The organism is Massilia niabensis, assembly GCF_042655085.1.
GTDB classification, from domain to species: domain Bacteria; phylum Pseudomonadota; class Gammaproteobacteria; order Burkholderiales; family Burkholderiaceae_D; genus Telluria; species Telluria niabensis.
The window spans coordinates 69876-87894 of record NZ_JBHSMU010000015.1 but is presented as its reverse complement, the minus strand read 5'-3'; the positions used below and the strand labels follow the sequence as shown (position 1 = coordinate 87894).

At 64.1% G+C, this 18019-nt stretch carries 16 protein-coding genes and 1 tRNA gene; 9 read left to right on the top strand and 8 right to left on the bottom strand.

Annotated elements, in window-relative coordinates; all coding sequences use genetic code 11:
- Positions 1-15: 15 nt before the first annotated feature.
- From hutH to ACFPN5_RS14835, 3 genes are all read right to left on the bottom strand, one after another.
- The gene (gene hutH, locus ACFPN5_RS14845; protein ID WP_379784526.1) at positions 16-1563 is read right to left on the bottom strand and encodes a histidine ammonia-lyase; all 1548 of its coding nucleotides are present in this window, start codon (positions 1561-1563) and stop codon (positions 16-18) included.
- 13 nt (positions 1564-1576) lie between these two features.
- Complete coding sequence (hutU, locus tag ACFPN5_RS14840) at positions 1577-3286, bottom strand: urocanate hydratase (RefSeq protein WP_379784525.1); 1710 nt, start codon at positions 3284-3286, stop codon at positions 1577-1579.
- 105 nt (positions 3287-3391) lie between these two features.
- Positions 3392-5059 (bottom strand): amidohydrolase, encoded by a 1668-nt coding sequence (locus ACFPN5_RS14835; protein ID WP_379784524.1) that lies wholly within the window; start codon positions 5057-5059, stop codon positions 3392-3394.
- Between the two features lie 137 nt (positions 5060-5196).
- On the opposite strand from ACFPN5_RS14835, the gene bla reads away from it, so the two are divergent.
- Positions 5197-5937, top strand: a complete 741-nt coding sequence (gene bla, locus ACFPN5_RS14830) for a subclass B3 metallo-beta-lactamase (protein WP_379784523.1) — start codon at positions 5197-5199, stop codon at positions 5935-5937.
- A gap of 186 nt (positions 5938-6123) precedes the next feature.
- Here the strand turns inward: bla and ada are convergent, their stop codons facing one another.
- The gene (gene ada / locus ACFPN5_RS14825; protein ID WP_379785722.1) at positions 6124-7191 is read right to left on the bottom strand and encodes a bifunctional DNA-binding transcriptional regulator/O6-methylguanine-DNA methyltransferase Ada; all 1068 of its coding nucleotides are present in this window, start codon (positions 7189-7191) and stop codon (positions 6124-6126) included.
- 164 nt (positions 7192-7355) lie between these two features.
- Here ada and hutC point away from each other — a divergent pair, with 164 nt between their 5' ends.
- The 6 genes from hutC to ACFPN5_RS14795 all read left to right on the top strand — a co-directional run bounded on the left by hutC (position 7356) and on the right by ACFPN5_RS14795 (position 12912).
- Positions 7356-8075 (top strand): histidine utilization repressor, encoded by a 720-nt coding sequence (hutC, locus tag ACFPN5_RS14820; protein ID WP_379784522.1) that lies wholly within the window; start codon positions 7356-7358, stop codon positions 8073-8075.
- 98 nt (positions 8076-8173) lie between these two features.
- Positions 8174-8572 carry a response regulator gene (locus ACFPN5_RS14815; protein ID WP_379784521.1) on the top strand — a complete coding sequence of 133 codons (399 nt, stop codon included), beginning with the start codon at positions 8174-8176 and terminating at the stop codon, positions 8570-8572.
- 229 nt (positions 8573-8801) lie between these two features.
- Complete coding sequence (gene trxA, locus ACFPN5_RS14810; RefSeq protein WP_379784520.1) at positions 8802-9128, top strand: thioredoxin TrxA; 327 nt, start codon at positions 8802-8804, stop codon at positions 9126-9128.
- Between the two features lie 151 nt (positions 9129-9279).
- On the top strand, positions 9280-10542 hold the full coding sequence (gene rho, locus ACFPN5_RS14805) for a transcription termination factor Rho (RefSeq protein WP_192056178.1): 1263 nt from the start codon (positions 9280-9282) through the stop codon (positions 10540-10542).
- A gap of 223 nt (positions 10543-10765) precedes the next feature.
- Positions 10766-11035: a type B 50S ribosomal protein L31 gene (locus ACFPN5_RS14800; RefSeq protein WP_379784519.1), complete on the top strand. Its 270-nt coding sequence runs from the start codon at positions 10766-10768 to the stop codon at positions 11033-11035.
- Between the two features lie 143 nt (positions 11036-11178).
- Positions 11179-12912 carry an ArnT family glycosyltransferase gene (locus ACFPN5_RS14795; protein WP_379784518.1) on the top strand — a complete coding sequence of 578 codons (1734 nt, stop codon included), beginning with the start codon at positions 11179-11181 and terminating at the stop codon, positions 12910-12912.
- A 35-nt stretch (positions 12913-12947) separates the two neighbouring features.
- On the opposite strand, the gene ACFPN5_RS14790 is transcribed toward ACFPN5_RS14795, so the two are convergent.
- Positions 12948-13580, bottom strand: a complete 633-nt coding sequence (locus ACFPN5_RS14790; protein ID WP_379784517.1) for an FxDxF family PEP-CTERM protein — start codon at positions 13578-13580, stop codon at positions 12948-12950.
- Between the two features lie 191 nt (positions 13581-13771).
- On the opposite strand from ACFPN5_RS14790, the gene ACFPN5_RS14785 reads away from it, so the two are divergent.
- Entirely contained in the window at positions 13772-14368 is a 597-nt protein-coding gene (locus ACFPN5_RS14785) for a hypothetical protein (RefSeq protein WP_379784516.1), read from the top strand.
- A tRNA-Leu gene (locus ACFPN5_RS14780) sits at positions 14351-14435 on the top strand. The genes ACFPN5_RS14785 and ACFPN5_RS14780 overlap by 18 nt, the downstream gene beginning before the upstream one ends.
- A gap of 207 nt (positions 14436-14642) precedes the next feature.
- Here ACFPN5_RS14780 and ACFPN5_RS14775 read toward each other — a convergent pair.
- The 3 genes from ACFPN5_RS14775 to ACFPN5_RS14765 all read right to left on the bottom strand — a co-directional run bounded on the left by ACFPN5_RS14775 (position 14643) and on the right by ACFPN5_RS14765 (position 18017).
- Positions 14643-15599 (bottom strand): PDR/VanB family oxidoreductase, encoded by a 957-nt coding sequence (locus ACFPN5_RS14775; RefSeq protein ID WP_379784515.1) that lies wholly within the window; start codon positions 15597-15599, stop codon positions 14643-14645.
- Between the two features lie 107 nt (positions 15600-15706).
- Positions 15707-16906, bottom strand: a complete 1200-nt coding sequence (gene fdhA, locus ACFPN5_RS14770; protein WP_379784514.1) for a formaldehyde dehydrogenase, glutathione-independent — start codon at positions 16904-16906, stop codon at positions 15707-15709.
- A gap of 28 nt (positions 16907-16934) precedes the next feature.
- The gene (locus ACFPN5_RS14765) at positions 16935-18017 is read right to left on the bottom strand and encodes a Rieske 2Fe-2S domain-containing protein (protein WP_379784513.1); all 1083 of its coding nucleotides are present in this window, start codon (positions 18015-18017) and stop codon (positions 16935-16937) included.
- Between the last annotated feature and the right edge of the window lie 2 nt (positions 18018-18019).

The window sequence follows — 18019 nt, the reverse complement described above, 5'->3', positions numbered from 1 at the left end:
TGTACTTGGGTTGAGTTATGGGTGCAATACTGCGAACAACTCCTTGCACGATGCTGACAGCTCGCCTTTGACCACCATCAGCCGCGCCGCCTCGATGTCCGGTGCGAAGAAGCGGTCCGCATCGAAGGCCGCCACGCGCGCGCGCAACTGCGCATGCACGTGCTCCAGGTGTTCCGAACTCGCCAGGGGCCGGTGGAACTCGACCCCCTGCGCGGCCGCCAGCAGCTCGATCCCGACAATAACCGACGTATTGTGCGCCATCTGGTCGAGACGGCGCGCCGCGAAGGTGGCCATGCTTACATGGTCTTCCTGGTTGGCCGAGGTCGGCAGGCTGTCGACGCTGGCCGGATGGGCGAGCGACTTGTTTTCCGAAGCCAGCGCGGCGGCCGTCACGTGGGCGATCATGAAGCCGGAATTCAGCCCCGGCTCGCGCACCAGGAAGGCGGGCAGGCCCGACAGGTTGGCGTCGATCAGCAGCGCGATCCGGCGTTCGGACAGCGCGCCGATTTCGGCAATCGCCAGCGCCAGCGTGTCGGCCGCAAAGGCGACCGGCTCGGCATGGAAGTTACCGCCCGAGACGATCGCGCCATCGTCGGGGAACAATAAAGGGTTGTCGGTCACGGCATTCGCCTCGATCAGCAGCGTGCGGCTGGCGTTGGCCACCAGGTCCATCACCGCGCCCATCACCTGCGGCTGGCAGCGCAGGCTGTACGGGTCCTGCACGCGCTCGTCGCCGACCAGGTGCGAGGCGCGGATCGCGCTGCCCGCCACCAGTTCGCGGTAGATGGCGGCGGCCGCGATCTGGCCCGGCTGGCCGCGCACCGCGTGGATGCGCGCATCAAAGGGCGCGTCGCTGCCGCGCGCGGCGTCCACGGACAGGGCGCCGGTCACCATCGCCGCTTCCACCAGGCGCTCGGCCATGAACAGGCCGTGAAGCGCCAGCGCGGTCGACACCTGCGTGCCGTTGATCAGCGCCAGGCCCTCTTTCGCGGCCAGCGTCACCGGTTCGATGCCGGCAGCGGCCAGCGCCTCGGCGGCATCCATGACCTGTCCCTTGTACCGCACCGGGCCGACGCCGATCATCGCCAGCGTCATGTGCGCCAGCGGCGCCAGGTCGCCCGACGCACCCACCGATCCCTGCACGGGAATGGCCGGCATGACGCCCGCGTTGTACAGCGCGATCAGGGTGTCGATGATGACCGGGCGCACGCCCGAATAACCGCGCGCCAGGCTGCCGATTTTGGTGAGCAGGATCAGCCGCACGACCGCATCCGAAATCAGCTCGCCGGTGCCGACCGCGTGCGACAGGATCAGGTTGCGCTGCAATTGTTCGAGCTGGTCGTTCGGGATATGGGCCTTGGCGAGGATGCCGAAGCCGGTGTTGATGCCATAGGCCGGGTCGCCCTTGTCGACGATGGTTTTTACCAGCGCGGCCGATGCGGCGATCGGCGCTGCCGCCTCGGGCGACAAGGCGATCGGGAAGTGGGCGGCCCAGGCGGCGCGCAGGTCGGCCAGCGTCAGGGCGCCGGGTTGCAGGGTCCAGCGGTGCGATTCGTTTTTCATGTCTTGGCCGTGTTTATTTGATCATCGGGAGGTTCAGGCCCGTGCGCTTGGCGCAGGCGATGGCGGACTCGTAGCCGGCGTCGGCATGGCGCATGACGCCCGAGCCGCTGTCGTTCACCAGCACGCGCGCCAGGCGCTTGGCGGCCGCGTCGGTGCCGTCGGCAACGATGACGACGCCGGAATGCTGCGAGTAACCCATGCCGACCCCGCCGCCATGGTGCAGCGAGACCCAGGTGGCGCCGCCGGCGGTATTGAGCATGGCATTCAGGAGCGGCCAGTCCGACACGGCGTCGGTGCCGTCGCGCATGCTCTCGGTTTCGCGGTTCGGGCTGGCGACCGAGCCGGTGTCCAGATGGTCGCGGCCGATGACGATCGGCGCCTTCAGTTCGCCGGTTCTCACCATCTCGTTGAAGGCCAGGCCGGCCAGGTGGCGCTCGCCGAGGCCCAGCCAGCAGATGCGCGCCGGCAGGCCCTGGAAGGCGATCCGTTCGCGCGCCATGTCGAGCCAGCGGTGCACCTGCGCGTGCTGCGGGAACAGCTCCTTGATCTTGGCGTCGGTTTTATAGATGTCTTCCGGGTCCCCTGACAGCGCCACCCAGCGGAACGGCCCGCGCCCTTCGCAGAACTGGGGGCGGATGTAGGCCGGCACGAAGCCCGGGAAATCGAAGGCGTTCTCGACGCCCTCATCGAGCGCCACCTGGCGGATGTTGTTGCCGTAGTCGACCGCGTGCGAACCCAGCGCCTTGAAGTCGAGGATGGCGCGCACGTGCACGGCGCAGGAAGCGGCAGCCGCTGCTTTGAGGCGCGCATGCTGGCCCGGGTCGGCCTGCGCCGCCTTCCACTCTTCCACCGTCCAGCCCTGCGGCAGGTAGCCGTGGATCAGGTCGTGGGCCGAGGTCTGGTCGGTGACCAGGTCGGGCACCAGGCCGCCGGCGCGGGCGCGGCGCACCAGCTCGGGCAGCAGGTCGGCCGCATTGCCCAACAGGCCAATCGACACCGCTTCACGCTTGCCCGTGTGTTCCTTGATCAGGGCAAGCGCATCGTCGATGCCCTTCGCCTGCTTGTCGAGGTAGCGCGTGCGCAGGCGGAAATCGATGCTGCTTTGCTGGCATTCGATGTTGAGCGACACGGCGCCGGCAAAGGTGGCGGCCAGCGGTTGGGCGCCGCCCATGCCGCCCAGGCCCGCGGTGAGGATCCAGCGCCCGCCCCAGTCGCCATTGAAATGCTGGCGGCCGGCTTCGGCGAAAGTTTCGTAAGTGCCCTGGACGATGCCCTGGGTGCCGATATAAATCCAGCTGCCGGCCGTCATCTGGCCGTACATGAACAGGCCCTTGCGATCGAGCTCGTTGAAATGCTCCCAGTTGGCCCATTTCGGCACCAGGTTCGAGTTCGCCAGCAGCACGCGCGGAGCGTTTTCGTGGGTCTGGAACACGCCGACCGGTTTGCCGGACTGGATCAATAGGGTCTGGTCGTCTTCCAGCTCGCGCAGCGAGGCCAGGATCTGGTCGAAGCATTCCCAGTTGCGCGCGGCGCGGCCGATGCCGCCATAGACCACCAGGCGCTGCGGGTCTTCGGCCACTTCGGCATCGAGGTTGTTCTGCAACATGCGGTAGGCGGCTTCGGTCAGCCAGCTCTTGCAGGTCAGCTCGGTACCGCGCGCGGCGCGGATGGTGCGCGTTGGATCGAAGCGCGGGTCGACAACGTTGGACGATTCTTGGGTCATGGCAGCTCCTGGCGTTGAGAAGGGCGAACAGGCTGGCCGTTCGCCCGGCATTTCCAGAGTCTAGACTTGTCTATACAACCTCGTCAATCCATATCGTCAGGGTTTTTACCGTTTTTCGTACACCGGCTTGCCCGCCACCCAGGTCTGCAGCACGCCGGTCTTGTGGATGTCGTAGGTCGGCATCTTGAACAGGTCCTGGTCGATGACGATGAAGTCGGCCCACTTGCCCGGTTCCAGCGAGCCCAGGTTGTTTTCGGCGTGGCCGGCATAGGCCGCGTCGAGCGTGAAGCAGCGGAAGGCCTCTTTCAGGGACATCGCCTGGTTCGGATACCAGCCGGCGACCGGCTGGCCGGAAGCGTCCTGGCGCGTGACGGCCGCGTGGATTCCGAAGAACGGATTCGGCGACTCGACCGGGAAGTCCGAACCACAGGCAATGCGCGAACCCTGGTGCAGGAAGCTGCGCCAGGCGTAGGCCCCTTTGATGCGCTCGGCGCCGACGCGGCTTTCCGCCATGTTCTTGTCGGAGGTGGCGTGGGTGGGCTGCATCGACGGGATGATGCCGAGCGTCTGGAAACGCGCGATGTCGCTTGGCGTCACCACCTGGGCGTGCTCGATGCGGTGGCGCTGGGCTGCGCTCTTCGTGGCAGCCAGTTCCTTTTTATAGATGTCGAGGATCTGTTTGTTGCCGGCGTCGCCGATCGCGTGCACGTTGACCTGGTAGCCGCGCGCCATTGCCTTTTTCATCTTCGCGTTCATTTGCGCCGCGTTAAAGAACAGCAGGCCGTGCGAATGCGACTCGTCGCTGTAGGGCTTGATCAAGGCCGCACCGCGGCTGCCCAGCGCGCCGTCCGAATACAGTTTGACTGCCCGCAGCGCGTACATGTCGTTGCCGTAGGTCTTGAGCGGGCCGTTTTTCGACAGTGCGTCGAAGTCGGCATCGGTGCCGCCGATCATGCCGTAGATGCGCGCGGTCAGCTTGCCCTGGTCGGCATAGGTGCGGAACAGGCGGTCCTCGGCCACGCCCAGGCCGGCGTCATGGGCGCTGGTGATGCCCACGCGCGCCATCTCCTGCAGCGAGCGGTCGAGCACGACGCGGCCTTCCGCCTCGGTCTGTGCCGGCATGATCCTGGTGACGAGTTCCTGCGCGGCGTCGACCAGCACGCCGGTAGCCTTGCCGTTCGCGTCGCGCATGATCTTGCCGCCGGCCGGGTCCGGGGTTTTGTCGGTGATGCCGGCGGCCGCCAGCGCGCGGCTGTTGGCCCAGCCCGCGTGGCCATCGACACGCTCGAACCAGACCGGGCGGTCAGCCACGATGGGGTCGAGGTCGGCGGCGGTCGGGAAGCGGCCCAGCTTCCAGTTTTCCTGGTTCCAGCCGCGGCCGCGCAGCCAGGCCTGCTTCCGGTTGGCGTGCGCATAGTCGCCGATCGATTTCAAGGCGCCGTCCAGCGAGGTGGCCTGCGACAGGTCGAGCTGGGTCAGCATCTGGCCCAGGCCGAACACGTGGCCGTGGGCGTCGATCAGGCCCGGCAGCACGGTCCTGCCCTTCATGTCGACACGGCGCGACCCCGGCACCCTGGCCGTCACCTCGGCGGCGCTGCCGACAGCGAGGATCCTGCCCTTGTCGTCAAAGGCGAGCGCGTTGAACTGCACCAGGTCACCCTTCGTGTTGAGCGTGTATCCGTTGGCGTTGACGATCACCGTATTAGCCTGGGCGCTCGATAAAGCGAAGGCGGCAAGGATGAACGCGGAACACTGCTTGAGGGTGGGCTGCATGGACTCTCCGTGAATAAAACAAAACATGAGTGTAGCGAAGTCCTTGCGGCTTTGACACTGCCGGCTGTATTTCCTTAGCGCTTTTTTCGTTATCGTCCCGGCGTGTCACTATCGATCACTCCACCAATGGGAATCCCGTGAAACGAATCGCCGCCGTCCTGTCCTGCCTTTCCGTCCTGTCCGCTCCGCTCGCCGCCCACGCCGCCGACTGGGAAGGGAAGCAGGAACCCTTCCTCCTCTACGGCAGCAGCTATTACGTCAGCACCCACGGCCTGAGCGCGGTGCTGGTCACCTCGCCTGCCGGGCACATCCTCATCGACGGCGCCCGCCCGAAGACCCCGGCGCAGATCGCCGCCGGGATCCGCCAGCTCGGCTTCAAGCCAGAGGACATCAAATACATCCTGACCTCGCACGAGCATCACGACCATGCAGGCGGCATCGCCGAACTGCAGCGCCTGAGCGGCGCCACGGTGCTGACCAGCCCGGCCGCGAAACCCGTGATCGAAACCGGCGTGGCAGACAAGGGGGACCCGCAGTTCGGCAACAACCCGCCGAAGATGACGCCGGTGGCAAAGGTCAAGACTGTGCGCGATGGCGAGCTTGTTACCGTGGGGCCGCTGGCAATCAAGGCGCATTTCACGCCAGGCCACGCGCAGGACGGCATCAGCTGGACCTGGCAGGCAAGCGAGAATGGCAAAACGCTGAACCTGGTGTATGCGGACAGCCTGACCGCGGTCGCCGGGCCGAATTTCCGCTACAGCGGCAACGCGCTCTATCCGCAGGCGAAGCTTGACGTCGAGCGCTCGATCGCGCTGGTCGCCGCCCTGCCCTGCGACATCCTGGTAAGCGCGCACCCGGACGCCACCGGCTTGCTCTAGCGCCAGGCGAAGCAGAAAGCACTCGGCAGCGCGGCCTTCATCGACCGCGACGCCTGCCGCAAGTATGCGGAGGCGGGGCGCAAGCGGCTGGCAGAGACGCTGGCGAAGGAAGTGGCGGGACGTTGAACGCGTGGAGTGATGTGGGCTAAATGCCCGCATCACGCGAAGCGGGAGGACCCGTCCACCCTACGCCTTCTCGCGCGCAATCAAGGTCTGCTTGCGCTCGATCCCCCACCGATACCCCGACAAGCCGCCATCATTCCTCACCACCCGGTGACAGGGAATCGCCACCGCCACCGGATTGGCCGCGCAGGCGCCGGCCACCGCGCGCACCACGGCGGGCGAACCGATACGCCGCGCCAGCTCGGTGTAGCTGACCGTTTCCCCGGCCGGAATCGCGCGCAGCGCTGTCCACACCCGCTGCTGGAAGGCAGTGCCGCGCACGTCCAGCGGCAAGTCGAGCCCGATGCGCGGCGCCTCGACGAAGCCCACGACCAGCGCCACCATCTGCTCGAACTCGCCATCGGCGCCGATCAACTGGGCCTTCGGGAAGCGATCCTGCAGGTCGCGCACCAAGTGTTCCGGATCGTCGCCCATCAGGATCGCGCAGATGCCGCGTTCGGTGGCCGCGACCAGGATTGCGCCGAGCGAGCAGGCGCCGACGGCAAAGCGGATCGCCTCGCCCGCGCCGCCGTCCTTGTAGCGCGCCGGCGCCATCCCGAGCATCTGGCCGGCGTCGGCATAAAAGCGTGAGCTTGAATTAAAGCCGGCGGTATACAGCGACTCGGTGACCTGCGTGCCCTGCCCCAGCGCCTCGCGCACGCGCTCGGCCCGGCGCGCCGCCGCCCAGGCTTTCGGCGTGACCCCGGCATGGGCCTTGAACACGCGCTGAAAATGAAAGCGGCTCATGCCGACCGCGCGCGCAATGGCATCGAAGTCGGGCGTCTCTTCCACGGCGTCGATCAGGCGGCAGGCCTCGGCCACGGCCTGCGCCTGGCGCTCGGCCAAAGGCGGCTGGTCCGGTTTGCAGCGCAGGCAGGCGCGAAAGCCGGCTGCCTCGGCATCCATGCAGGTGGCATGGAAAACGACATTGCTGCGCAAGGCCGCCCGCGCACCGCAGCTGGGCCGGCAATAGACGCCGGTACTGCGTACGGAATAGTAAAAAACGCCGTCGGCTTGCGCGTCGCGGCGCTGCACGGCGGCCCAGCGTGCCTCGTCGCTGGCATAGGGGTGGCGAATGGTCTCGATCTTCATGGCAGTGAGCGAATGGGGGAGCAATGCGATCATCCTGACACAGGCCGCGGGCATCAACACTCCAATCCTTGCTTTCGAATGGGCGATGCTAGAATCGGACCTCAGTAGTCATCAATAGGTCATCAATGCGGCGGTCATCATTATCGCCCTTGTCGGAGAGCAGTTTGGACGAACACAGCGAGCAAGCGAGCACCCCCATTTTCCAGCGCATCAAGGATTATCTGGTTGGCGAGATCGCATCCGGACGCTGGAAAGAAGGCGACCTCGTGCCGTCGGAGCAGGCGCTGGTGCGCCAGTTCGGCGTCTCGCGCATGACCGTCAACCGCGCCGTGCGCGAGCTGACCGCCGAACAGGTGCTGACCCGTCGCCAGGGCTCGGGCACCTATGTCGCGCCGCGCAAGTACCAGGCCACCCTGGTCGAGATCCGCAACATCGCCGAAGAAGTGCGCGCGCGCGGCCACCGCCACGCCAGCCGCCTGCGCCTGCTCGAGGAAGCGCCGGCCTCCGAAGCGCTGGCGCCGCAGTTCGCGCTTGAAGCAGGCGCGCCACTGTTCCATTCCGTGATCGTCCACTTCGAGAACGAGCTGCCGATCCAGCTCGAGGACCGCTGGGTCAACCCGGCCTGCGCGCCGGACTACCTGCAGCAGGATTTCGGCAGCATGACGCCGAACGAGCACCTGATGGCGGTGGCCCCGCTGCAGGGCGCCACCTACAGTATCGAGGCGCTGGTTGCGCCGCGCGACATCGCCGACATGCTCGGCATCGACGCGCACGCCGCCTGCCTCGTACTGAATCGCACAACGACGTCGCAGGGACGCGTCGCCTCGGTGGTGACGATGTGGCACCCTGGCCATCTCATTCAATTGACCGGCAGCGTGGGCTGAAGGAGACGCGGCGCAGAATATTTTGAACAGCATGTGCCACGCATGCCGGTTCTCGCCCATAATTCCTTCCCAGTCGATTTTTAGCCGGAACCAACTGTATGAATGAGCTCGCCGTTGCACGCCCGCACCAGCCGCCGCGCGTGCTTGTGCTCGACGACGACCATTTCATGCTGGAGATGCTGAAAGACATGCTGGAACAAATCGGCGTGCGCGACATCTATACCGAAGCGAACACCCGCCATGCGCTGTCGACGCTGGCCGAAGCGAGTCCTGACATGCTGATCTGCGACCTGGCCCTGCCCGAGATGGACGGCATCGAATTCCTGCAGGCAGCAGCCGAACGCGGCTTTGGTGGCGTCGTGATCGTATTGTCCGGCATGGATTCCGGTGTGCGCGACGCGGCCGGCGAACTGGCCCGGGTGCTGGGTTTGCGGGTGGCTGGCATCTTCCGTAAACCGATTGCGCTCGACCAATTGCGCAGCGCCGTGACATGTTGAGATTTTGTACAAACGTCCGAACACTTTTTGGGAAAATAAGGTATTATTCGGCCTAAATCCCCCGCCTGACGTCCTCTGGACGCCCTTCCAAATATTGAGTTCGCGCGCTTTGTCTCCACCATTGCGTTGCAGCCAGTTTTATCAGTAACAGGAAGCCGGACGAGCTGCCGGCAGGATCGGCGTGAGTCCCCAGGCGTACCTTGATCCTTACCTCTTCTTTGAGGAAAAAATGAGCGAAAACATTAAACACATCAGCGATGCTTCTTTCGAAACCGACGTGCTCAAGTCCGAGCTGCCGGTACTGGTCGACTTCTGGGCCGAGTGGTGCGGTCCGTGCAAGATGATCGCCCCGATCCTGGAAGAAGTGGCCAAGGATTACAACGGCAAGATCACGATCGCCAAGATGGACGTCGATGCCAACCAGGCCGTGCCGGCCCAGTTCGGTATCCGCGGCATCCCGACCCTGATCCTGTTCAAGGACGGCGCCGTTGCAGCACAAAAAGTCGGCGCGTTGGCCAAGGGCCAGCTGACTGCTTTCATCGACAGCAACATCTAAACGCATAGCGGCGGCAGCGCGCCCGCACTGCCGCCATTGTCGGGACGGGGATCTGGTCGGTTCCGACCGCTTCCCAGCCTGACGCAGTTTAACTAACCCACGTCGTTCCCTCCCCTACCTTTACCTTCCCGTCACGGGACACCCACACAACATGCACTTATCTGAACTGAAGGCAATGCACGTCTCCGCGCTGCTGGAGATGGCCATCGGCCTCGATATCGACAACGCAGCGCGCCTGCGCAAGCAGGAACTGATGTTCGCGATCCTGAAGAAGCGCGCCAAATCCGGCGAACAGATCTTCGGCGACGGCGCCCTCGAGGTGCTGCCGGACGGCTTCGGCTTCCTGCGCTCGCCTGACGCCAGCTACATGGCATCGACCGACGACATCTACATCTCGCCGTCGCAGATCCGCCGCTTCAACCTGCATACGGGTGATTCGATCGAAGGCGAAGTACGTACGCCGAAAGATGGCGAACGTTACTTTGCCTTGGTAAAGGTGGACAAGGTCAACGGCGAATCGCCGGAAGCCTCGAAGCACCGCATCCTGTTTGAAAACCTGACGCCGCTGCACCCGAACGAGCCGCTGCGCCTCGAGCGCGACATGAACGGCGCCGAGAACATCACCGGCCGCATCGTCGACCTGATCTCGCCGATCGGCAAGGGCCAGCGCGGCCTGCTGGTCGCTTCGCCGAAGTCGGGCAAATCGGTCATGCTGCAGCACATCGCCCACGCGATCACCTCGAACCACCCCGACGTGACGCTGATCGTCCTGCTGATCGACGAGCGTCCGGAAGAAGTGACGGAAATGCAGCGTTCGGTGCGCGGCGAAGTCGTTGCCTCGACCTTCGACGAACCGGCCACCCGCCACGTGCAGGTTGCCGAGATGGTGCTGGAAAAGGCCAAGCGCCTGGTCGAAATGAAAAAGGACGTCGTGATCCTGCTGGACTCGATCACCCGCCTGGCGCGCGCCTACAACACCGTGATCCCGGCCTCGGGCAAGGTGCTGACCGGTGGTGTCGACGCCAACGCGCTGCAGCGTCCGAAGCGTTTCTTCGGCGCCGCCCGTAACGTCGAAGAAGGCGGCTCGCTGACCATCGTCGCGACTGCCCTGATCGAAACCGGCTCGCGCATGGACGACGTCATCTACGAAGAATTCAAGGGCACCGGCAACATGGAAGTGCACCTCGAACGCCGCCTGGCCGAGAAGCGCGTCTACCCGGCGATCAACCTGAACAAGTCGGGTACCCGCCGCGAAGAACTGCTGATCAAGCCGGACCAGCTGCAAAAGATCTGGATCCTGCGCAAGCTCCTGTACTCGATGGACGAGATCGAAGCGATGGAGTTCATCCTCGACAAGATGCGTGCGACGAAGACCAATATCGAGTTCTTCGACATGATGCGCCGCGGCGGTTAATACCGTTCAAGCATCAACGGAGGGCGGCTTAGGCCGCCCTTTTTATTCCACCGGCCACTCCGACCTTGCGTGCGCATCCCGTCAAGGTTGCCACGCCGCTCCAGCCGTCTTATAATCGTGGGTTCAGCAGTACCTCAACCCCGGCAAGTGATCGGCAATCGGGTCAAGAAGCAAGGCGACCGACGAAGTGCCGTTTGGCTACCAAACATACCAAGGCAGAACCATGAAAAACGAAATCCATCCAGAATACCGCGAAGTCGTCTTCCACGACATGTCGTGCGACTTCAAATTCATCACCCGTTCGACCATCGCCACCCGCGAGACGATCAACTTCGAAGGCAAGGACTACCCGCTGATCAAGATCGAGGTGTCGGCTGAATCGCACCCGTTCTACACCGGCAAGCACAAGATCGTCGACACCGCCGGCCGCGTCGAGAAGTTCCGCCAGAAATTTGGCGCAGTTGGTTCGAAGACCTCGGTCGCCAACGGCTAAGCCACGCTGTACGAAGCCTGTTGCGGGTTCGAACGAGCCCGCAGGGATCTCAAAGAAGAAGCCGGTTCCCGGCTTCTTTTTTTTCGCCTTTATACTCACCAGCTATACTAGCGCGACATTAATTCCAGACATCAGACTTATCGATGAAACCAGTCCGCCTTCCCGCCTCCGCCACGCTCGCCCTGCCGCGCTGGGCCCTGTTCGCACTGGGCCTGCTGTACATCCTGCCGGGGCTGATCGGCCGCGATCCGTGGAAGGACGATGCCGACAGCTTCGGCATCATGTGGACCATGTCCCGCGGCGGCATCGACGACTGGCTGTATCCGAACGTCGCCGGCCTGCCCGCGCTCGATGAGGGACCGCTGGTCTTCTGGCTGGGCGCGCTGTGCATCAAGCTCTTTGGCTGGCTGCTGGGCGACGTGCTGGCCGCGCGCGTGTCGAACATCGGCATGTTCGTCGCCGGCGGCATGTCGCTCTGGTACACCGCCTTCCACCTTGGGCGCCGCCCCGAAGCCCAGCCGCTGCGCCTGGCCTTCGGCGGCCAGCCGGAACCGGACGACTATGGCCGCACCCTGGCCGACACGGCGGTCCTGGTCTACCTCGGCTCGCTTGGCCTGCTGCTGTACAGCCACGAGACCCTCGCCGTCACCCTGCAGGGTTCGCTGCTGGCCTATTTCCTGTATCGCGCGGTGCGCTACATCGAAACGGCCAGCCTGCGCAATGCCGCCCTGGTGGGCCTGTCGCTCGGCGCGCTGACGCTCACCCGCGGGCCGCTGTCGCCGCTCGCCCTGCTGCTGGCACTGTTCGTGTGCACCCGCTTCTTCAGTATCCCGGCGCGCGCCGCACTGCCGCACATGCTGCTTGCGGCCGTCGCCGCGCTGCTTCTCACCCTGGTCTGGATCCTGCCGGCCACCCTGGTGCAGCCCTATGGGCAATCGCCGGTATCGGCCTGGATCGACTGGAACGCCCGCCAACTGGCCCTGCCCGGCTGGACCTCGATCCGGGAATTCTTCCGCATCGGCGTCTGGTTCTTCTGGCCGGCCTGGCCGTTCGCCGGCTGGGCGATCTGGGCCTGGCGCCGCCAGCAGCACATGCTGCACATCGTGCTGCCCCTGACCTTCGTGGGCGCGCTCACCGCCCTGATCCTGTGCGACCCGACGCCGGAAAACGGCGACCTGCTCAAACTCCTGCCGCCGCTGGCCCTCATGGCCGCGTTCGGCCTGCCGACCATGAAGCGCGGCGCGATCAACGCCATCGACTGGTTCTCGGTGATGGCACTGACCACCCTGGCGGCCCTGGTCTGGCTGTTCTGGATTGCCAAGCTGACCGGCTGGCCGGCCAAGCTGTCGCACAACGCGCTGAAACTGGTGCCGGGCTTCACGCCGGAATTCGGCATCATCAGTTTTACGGTGGCGGCTGCGGCCTCGATCGGCTGGATCTGGCTGGTGCGCTGGCGGGTATCGCGCCAGCGCACCGTGCTGTGGCGCGCGGTGGTGCTGTCCTCGGGCGGCCTGATCCTGCTGTGGGTGCTCCTGATGACGCTGTTCCTGCCGGACCTCAACTACAGAAGGAGCTACGCCGGCGTGGCCCAGGCGATCGCCGCCAAGCTGCCGCCGAACGCCAACTGCATCGAGACGAATGTCGGCGCATCGCAGCGCGCTTCGTTCGCCTACTACGGCCGCCTGCCCTTCGTCGGGGTCGAGGGCGGCCAGTGCGATTACGTGCTGCTGCAGGACAGCGTCAAGACGCGCGATGACATCGAACAGAGCCGCGACCTGAGCCGCACCTGGCGCACCGGCGGCGCCACGCTGCTGTGGGAAGGCCGGCGCGCCTCGGACCGCGACGAGCGTTTCCGCCTGTATCGCCGCTCCCGCTGAGCCGGGACACGCTGACCGTTTCGCCCGCGCCAGCCTTATCTGGATCGCCCTCCGGGATTTCGCGCAGGGCGATTTTTTATGGGCTGCCCGACCGCAAGGCGGCGGCGCCATGTCAATGCCCCGCCTGCAAGCCCCGCCAGCAACATCGCCCAGGACGATGCTTCCGGTACCGGCGAGACAGCCAGGTCGCCCCCGAAGCTGCCCCCTGCGACGCCCACCACCCGACCATCGACGCGCACCGCGTACGATCCGATCGGCAGGTTGAATGCCGTCACCGACCACGAATCGACGGGATCGGTGCCGAAACCGGTGAGGTCGATGCCGGAAACCGCATTCCCGATGACGGCCATCGTGGCCGGATCGAAACGGTACAGGGAGAGGCCCGTGATCAGAAGATCCTTGGTGAAGGGCGAATCGAGAAAGGACGAGGTGACGGAGGCGGCGGCGTCAAACGGGATGCCGGCGACGCTGAAGGTGAACACGTTCGTGAAGCTGCGACCGCTTTCGCCCGCCGTGAAGGTGTCGCCAAAAAAAGCGTTGAAGCCGCCCACGCCATCCGCATCGACGCCGAGCGGCGTCGTGCGCTCGATCGTTTGCGCCCCGGCCCCCGGTGCACCACACAGCAGGGCCGAGAGCACGGCGCCCAATATCAACGGTTGTCGTTTCATGGTCTCTCCATCGGACAGGTTCGAACAAGGTCAGGAAATGTCGGCGTAACCCCGGCCGGGCATCCGGCCACGGCTTAAGAAATTGTTCGCAGTCATGTTATTTGAGTCACGTCAACTGCGGGGCGCAAGCGGGGCCGACAATGGCCTGTAGCCCAGTGCCGATCCGCTTCGCCCCCCTATCAGGAGACAACATGAAAAGCGTAATGTTCTCGGAAATCGTGCATGCCCATCGCGGCGCCGGTGGACTGCGCGCACTGCGTGGACTGCCGCCTCTGGCCGCCTACGGTCTCACGCTGGCGATCGGCATGCCGCTGCTGGTATTGGCCCTGCGCGCCCTCGATCCCGGCGCACCGCTCGCCCTCATCGTGCTGCCAATGCTGGCCGGGCTGGCCCTGCCGCTCTGGACCGGCACGCCCGGCCGACTCGACATCAGCACCCGCTTCGACGCCGTCCACATGCGCCACACCCTGGATGCGGCCCTGACGGCGCTCGGCTATGTGCAGGCGGACGCCAGGCCAGGCCAGCTGCGCTATGTTCGGAACGCTGTCACGGCCTGGCGCACACGCCGGCACGTGGTGAACATCAGGATCCACGCCCACGCGCTCGAAGTCATCGGCCCGATCCCGACCCTGCGCGCGCTGCACCGGACATTGTCGGGAGCGACCAGCGTGCCTGTCGAGGCCCCGGCTACTCCCGCCCCTCGTACGGAGCTGCCGAGCCGGGAAACTGTTGCCGGTGCAATGCAAATCAGCGATAATGCGGAGCGCGTCGCCGGGATGGCGGAATAGGTAGACGCACGGGACTCAAAATCCCGCGCCGCGAGGCGTACCGGTTCGATTCCGGTTCCCGGCACCACGCACCACGCACCAGCATGTCGTATCATGATGTATCAGAACCCGTTTTCTCCAAGGAGGCGCGGGTTTTTTGTTGTCTCAGGCAAGGTTGCCTTGTACCACCAAATATCGACACTTTGATGGTACCTTTGTTGGGATCTCGAACTGTTGGTAGTCCAAGTCCATTACGAATGGCTCGCAGACTAGTGGCGCCCCCGGGAAAAGAGCTTTACAGATCCAGTACCAACAGAGAGCTCTTCGCACGCGAGCAACATGGCGTGAACTGGTCGTTGGCGGCCTTCTCCTCATCGGTGAAGTACACGTCACGATGGTCAATGGTGCCGTCAAGAACCCGCGTAATACAAGTGCCGCATACGCCTTGCTCGCACGAAACCGGAATGTCGATCCCGTGCTCGAGCAATGCAGTACAAACTGACTTACCTGTCGGGATCGTATAAGTCATTCCGCTGCTGGCGATCTTCACCTCGAAGGCAATGTCACCAGCTGTGTCTTGCGGTGCGGCGCCGAAGTACTCGAGATGCACACGATCAGCGTCCCAGCCCTGATTGCGCGCGGTATCAGTAACAAATTCGATGAATCCGGCTGGTCCGCATACATAGAGATGCGTGCTATTCCCGGCGGCGGCGAGCACTTTGTCGAGATCCAGCTTCTGGGCAGTGTCGCCGGTGTCGAAGTGGAAGTGGACGCGATCAGTGAACGCTGACGTTCTAATACGCTCCAAAAAAGCGGTACGCTCAGGCGAGCGCGAACAGTAATGCATGTCGAACGGTACGCCTATTGTCGCCAGCCGCTCGGCCATGCACAAGATCGGGGTCACACCGATGCCGCCAGCCAGCAGCAGATAATGCTCGGCATTCGCCAGAGGAAAGTGGTTGCGCGGTTCGCTTATCTGGATAACGTCGCCCATGCTGATCTTTTCGTGCACCGCGGCCGAGCCGCCGCGCGAGTGCGGATCGCGCAGAATGGCGATCTGGTAGCGGTGGCTTTCAATGGGATCATTGCACAGGGAATACTGGCGCACCAGCCCTTGTCCGACATGGACATCGATGTGCGAGCCGGCGGAGAATGGCGGCAGCGGTTTACCATCGACGCTGGCTAGTTCCAGGCTGACGATGTCTTCCGCTTCCCGGGTCTTCTTTTCGACTTTAACGGCAATTGTGTTCATGAAAAATCATATGGCTGAATGATGGGCCCGCCTACGCGTGCGCCGTGAAACGGACGGGCTGCTTGTCGCCGGCCCGTCCACTGCCTGTCGATGCCGCCGGCCTCGTCTTAGGCCGCGACGAGCATCCGGTGCGGATCGATGACCAATTTCTTCGCCACGCCCGCATCGAATTCGCCGTAGCCCTGCGGCGCCTGGTCGAGGGTGATTACTTGCACATTGACGATTTCCGCAACGTTGATGCGGTCCCACAGGATCGCTTGCATCAGGGCACGGTTATACTTCATCACCGGGGTCTGGCCGGTATGGAAGCTATGCGACTTGGCCCAGCCGAGGCCGAGGCGAATCGACAGGCTGCCGCTCTTGGCAGCGGCATCGACCGCACCTGGATCGTCCGTCACATACAGGCCCGGAATACCGATCTTGCCCGCAGCACGTGTAATTTCCATGAGCGAGTTAAGTACCGTGGCCGGCGCTTCGTGCTGGGCGCCGTCGTGGCCATGCCCGCGCGCCTCGAAGCCGACGCAGTCGACCGCGCAATCGACTTCCGAGGTGCCGAGGATCTGCGCGATCTGGTCGCCCAGCGAGGCATCGTGCGACAGGTCGACGGTTTCGAAGCCGACCGCCCTGGCATGGGCAAGACGCGACGGGTTGACGTCGCCTATGATGGTCACCGCCGCCCCAAGCAGGCGCGCCGAGGCCGCCGCTGCCATGCCGACCGGACCAGCGCCCGCAATGTAGACGGTGCTGCCAGGACCGACGCCCGCTGTGACTGCGCCGTGGTAACCAGTCGGCAGGATGTCAGACAGGCAGGTCAGGTCGCGGATCTTCGCCATCGCGCGGTCGCGATCCGGGAATTTCAGCAGGTTGAAGTCGGCGTATGGGACCATCACGTACTCGGCCTGTCCGCCGATCCAGCCGCCCATGTCGACATAGCCATAGGCACCGCCGGCACGCGAAGGATTTACGCTCAGGCAGACGCCTGTGTGCTGTTCCTTGCAGGTGCGGCAGCGTCCACACGCGACGTTGAACGGCACCGAGACCAGGTCGCCAATCTGCAAGGTCTCGACGTCGCGCCCGACTTCCAGTACCTCGCCCGTGATTTCATGGCCAAGCACCAAGCCGGTCTGGGCCGTGGTGCGACCGCGCACCATGTGCTGGTCCGAACCGCAGATATTCGTCGAGACGACGCGCAGTATGACGCCATGTTCGATCTTTCTGCCGTTCGGGTCCTCCATTTTAGGGAATGGAATGCTCTGCACCTCGACCTTGCCCTGGCCGATATAAACAACACCACGATTTTCTGCCACGTCCATCTCCTGGTTGGATTGCTTGTTATTAAACGGACACCGAAGGCGCTGCCTGAGCCACGGGCTGAAGCGGGGCAGGCGCAGCTGCTGCGATCTCGTTCTGTTTTAATAGTTTCTCAATGACGCGGCGCGCGCGGTTCGGGCCGACGTCGACATGGATATCGATCTGCGGCGCGTTCGGAAAACGTTTCATGTTTTCATACTGGGCTTCAATGATGACTTTATCTTCATAGAAGGTCAGCGCTGTCTGCTCGTAGACCAGTTGGCCAACGTCTTCCTTGTCGGGATGCGGGTTGGTTGCCATGGTCCACATGTAGTGGGCCGTGGTATCGGTCTCGGGCGTAATTGCGTGGAAGCCGCGCATGTGGAAACCGCCGCGATGAGGGTCACGCATGTCCTCAGTGCCGATGTCCGCTCCCCCGGTCCAGATGTTCAGGTGGCTGACATTGAACTCGACCTCCTGCCAGCGGTCGATGTTGCCCTTGAATGGCCAGGCGCCCGTGTATGTCGGCGGCGGCGCGGAATTGGGCATATAACGCAATACCCTCACTTGGTCGCCAGCGGCCTCAACCTTCAGTTCCGCATTCATGTGGACCTTGGCATTACCGCCAATGGTCTTCAGGTGCACATAGCCCAGGTGACTCAAGTCGAGCAGGTTATCGTGAATGAGCTGGTACGGCGCGTTGTAGTGGAATACATCGCCCTTGAAGGTATAGCGCGGGTCGCTGTGCACCCAGTAGTCAGGTGCATCGTGAGTCGGCGCTGTGCCGTCTTCGGCCGGCATCCAGATCCACAGGATCTGGTCCTTCTCGACCAGAGTGAACGATTTTACGCGCGCCTTGATCGGGATACGGTCCTGCCCAGGGACCTCAAGGCAGGCGCCGCTCGGTGCGAACAGCAGGCCATGATAGCCACAGCGTACGCCGCGTTCTTCGACCGTGCCACACGACAGCGGGAGCGACTTGTGGCAGCAACGATCCTCAAGGGCCGCGACTTCACCGGCCGCAGTGCGAAACATGACAACGCGGTTATTCAGGAGCGTGCGTGCGAGTGGCTTGTCGCTCAGCTCCCAAGAGAAGCCGGCAACATACCATTGATTTAACGGAAACATGA

Bases quoted from the DNA above. Each gene is read 5' to 3' on its own strand.
- hutH (WP_379784526.1), bottom strand. From the start codon at position 1,563: ATGAAAAACGAATCGCACCGCTGGACCCTGCAACCCGGCGCCCTGACG.
- hutU (WP_379784525.1), bottom strand. From the start codon at position 3,286: ATGACCCAAGAATCGTCCAACGTTGTCGACCCGCGCTTCGATCCAACG.
- ACFPN5_RS14835 (WP_379784524.1), bottom strand. From the start codon at position 5,059: ATGCAGCCCACCCTCAAGCAGTGTTCCGCGTTCATCCTTGCCGCCTTC.
- ada (WP_379785722.1), bottom strand. From the start codon at position 7,191: ATGAAGATCGAGACCATTCGCCACCCCTATGCCAGCGACGAGGCACGC.
- ACFPN5_RS14815 (WP_379784521.1), top strand. From the start codon at position 8,174: ATGAATGAGCTCGCCGTTGCACGCCCGCACCAGCCGCCGCGCGTGCTT.
- trxA (WP_379784520.1), top strand. From the start codon at position 8,802: ATGAGCGAAAACATTAAACACATCAGCGATGCTTCTTTCGAAACCGAC.
- rho (WP_192056178.1), top strand. From the start codon at position 9,280: ATGCACTTATCTGAACTGAAGGCAATGCACGTCTCCGCGCTGCTGGAG.
- ACFPN5_RS14800 (WP_379784519.1), top strand. From the start codon at position 10,766: ATGAAAAACGAAATCCATCCAGAATACCGCGAAGTCGTCTTCCACGAC.
- ACFPN5_RS14795 (WP_379784518.1), top strand. From the start codon at position 11,179: ATGAAACCAGTCCGCCTTCCCGCCTCCGCCACGCTCGCCCTGCCGCGC.
- ACFPN5_RS14790 (WP_379784517.1), bottom strand. From the start codon at position 13,580: ATGAAACGACAACCGTTGATATTGGGCGCCGTGCTCTCGGCCCTGCTG.
- ACFPN5_RS14785 (WP_379784516.1), top strand. From the start codon at position 13,772: ATGAAAAGCGTAATGTTCTCGGAAATCGTGCATGCCCATCGCGGCGCC.
- ACFPN5_RS14775 (WP_379784515.1), bottom strand. From the start codon at position 15,599: ATGAACACAATTGCCGTTAAAGTCGAAAAGAAGACCCGGGAAGCGGAA.
- ACFPN5_RS14765 (WP_379784513.1), bottom strand. From the start codon at position 18,017: ATGTTTCCGTTAAATCAATGGTATGTTGCCGGCTTCTCTTGGGAGCTG.